The organism is Enterococcus sp. E4-150, assembly GCF_035726465.1.
In the GTDB taxonomy this organism is placed as follows: domain Bacteria; phylum Bacillota; class Bacilli; order Lactobacillales; family Enterococcaceae; genus Enterococcus_B; species Enterococcus_B faecium.
Window position 1 is genome coordinate 1 of sequence record NZ_JAPRGK010000040.1, and the last position, 1,324, is coordinate 1,324.

The window sequence follows — 1,324 nt, forward strand, 5'->3', positions numbered from 1 at the left end:
GATAAAGTCCATATAATTGTGTAAAAGATAAAAGGCCATGTAACAGCCCTTTTACGGTACAATGTTTTTAACCACAAAAACATACCCAGGAGGACGTTACATGACCCAAGTACATTTTACACTGAACAACGAAGAGGTTCAAAGTATTATTGAACATTCGGTAAAAGATGATGTTTCTAAAAATATTTTAACCACTGTTTTCAACCAATTGATGGAAAATCAACGAACAGAATATATTCAAGCCGATGACTATGAACGTTCAGAAAGTCGTCAGAGTCAAAGAAATGGCTATTATGAGCGAGACTTTACGACTCGTGTGGGTACACTCGAATTAAAAGTGCCTAGAACACGTGATGGTGAATTTTCACCGACGGTGTTTGAGCGTTATCAGCGAAATGAAAAGGCACTGCTCGCTTCAATGCTTGAGATGTATGTTTCGGGCGTTTCGACACGTAAAGTTTCAAAGATTGTTGAAGAGCTATGTGGAAAATCTGTATCGAAATCTTTTGTTTCTAGCCTGACTGAGCAGTTAGACCCGATGGTCAACGAATGGCAGAACCGTTCACTCTCAGGTACGAATTATCCTTATCTGATGACTGATGTTCTCTACATAAAAGTCCGTGAGGACCATCGAGTGCTTTCTAAAAGCTGCCATATTGCGATCGGGATAACAGAAGGTGGCGACCGTGAAATCATTGGCTTCATGATTCAAAATGAAGAAAGTGATGACACATGGTCCATCTTCTTTGAATACTTAAAAGAACGCGGCCTAAAGGGGACAGAACTCATCATTTCTGATGCCCATAAAGGCCTAGTGTCTGCGATTCGTAAGTCATTTACCAACGCAAGTTGGCAGAGATGCCAGGTCCATTTTTTAAGAAACATCTTCAGTTCTATTCCAAAAAAGAATTCAAAACCGTTTAGAGAAGCAGTAAAAGCGATCTTTAAGTTTACGGATATTGAACTCGCTCGAACAGCTAAGAATGCCTTAGTCGGTGAATATATCGACCAGCCTAAATATACAAAAGCCTGCGAAATATTGGATAATGGCTTCGAAGATGCCTTTCAATACACGGTTATCGGAAATAGTCATAATCGGCTAAAAAGCACCAACCTTCTTGAACGACTGAACCAGGAAGTCCGCAGAAGAGAAAAGATTATTCGGATTTTTCCCAACCGAACGTCTGCCAATCGATTAATTGGAGCTGTCCTTATGGACCTTCATGACGAATGGCTCAGTTCTACAAGAAAATATATTAAGTTTGATCAATGAGAGACCGGTAAAACATTGTATAGTATTTTACACAGGATTATGGACTTGACT

General features: G+C 39.7%; 1 protein-coding gene. It reads left to right on the forward strand.

Annotation, left to right across the window (positions count from 1 at the left end):
* The first annotated feature begins 100 nt into the window (after positions 1 to 100).
* Positions 101 to 1,273, forward strand: a complete 1,173-nt coding sequence (locus tag OZ002_RS13260; RefSeq protein WP_002323245.1) for an IS256-like element IS1542 family transposase — start codon at positions 101 to 103, stop codon at positions 1,271 to 1,273.
* Positions 1,274 to 1,324: the final 51 nt, after the last annotated feature.

What these genes read in the sequence shown, in the direction of transcription:
- OZ002_RS13260 (WP_002323245.1), top strand. Translation starts at nt 101, where the DNA reads ATGACCCAAGTACATTTTACACTGAACAACGAAGAGGTTCAAAGTATT.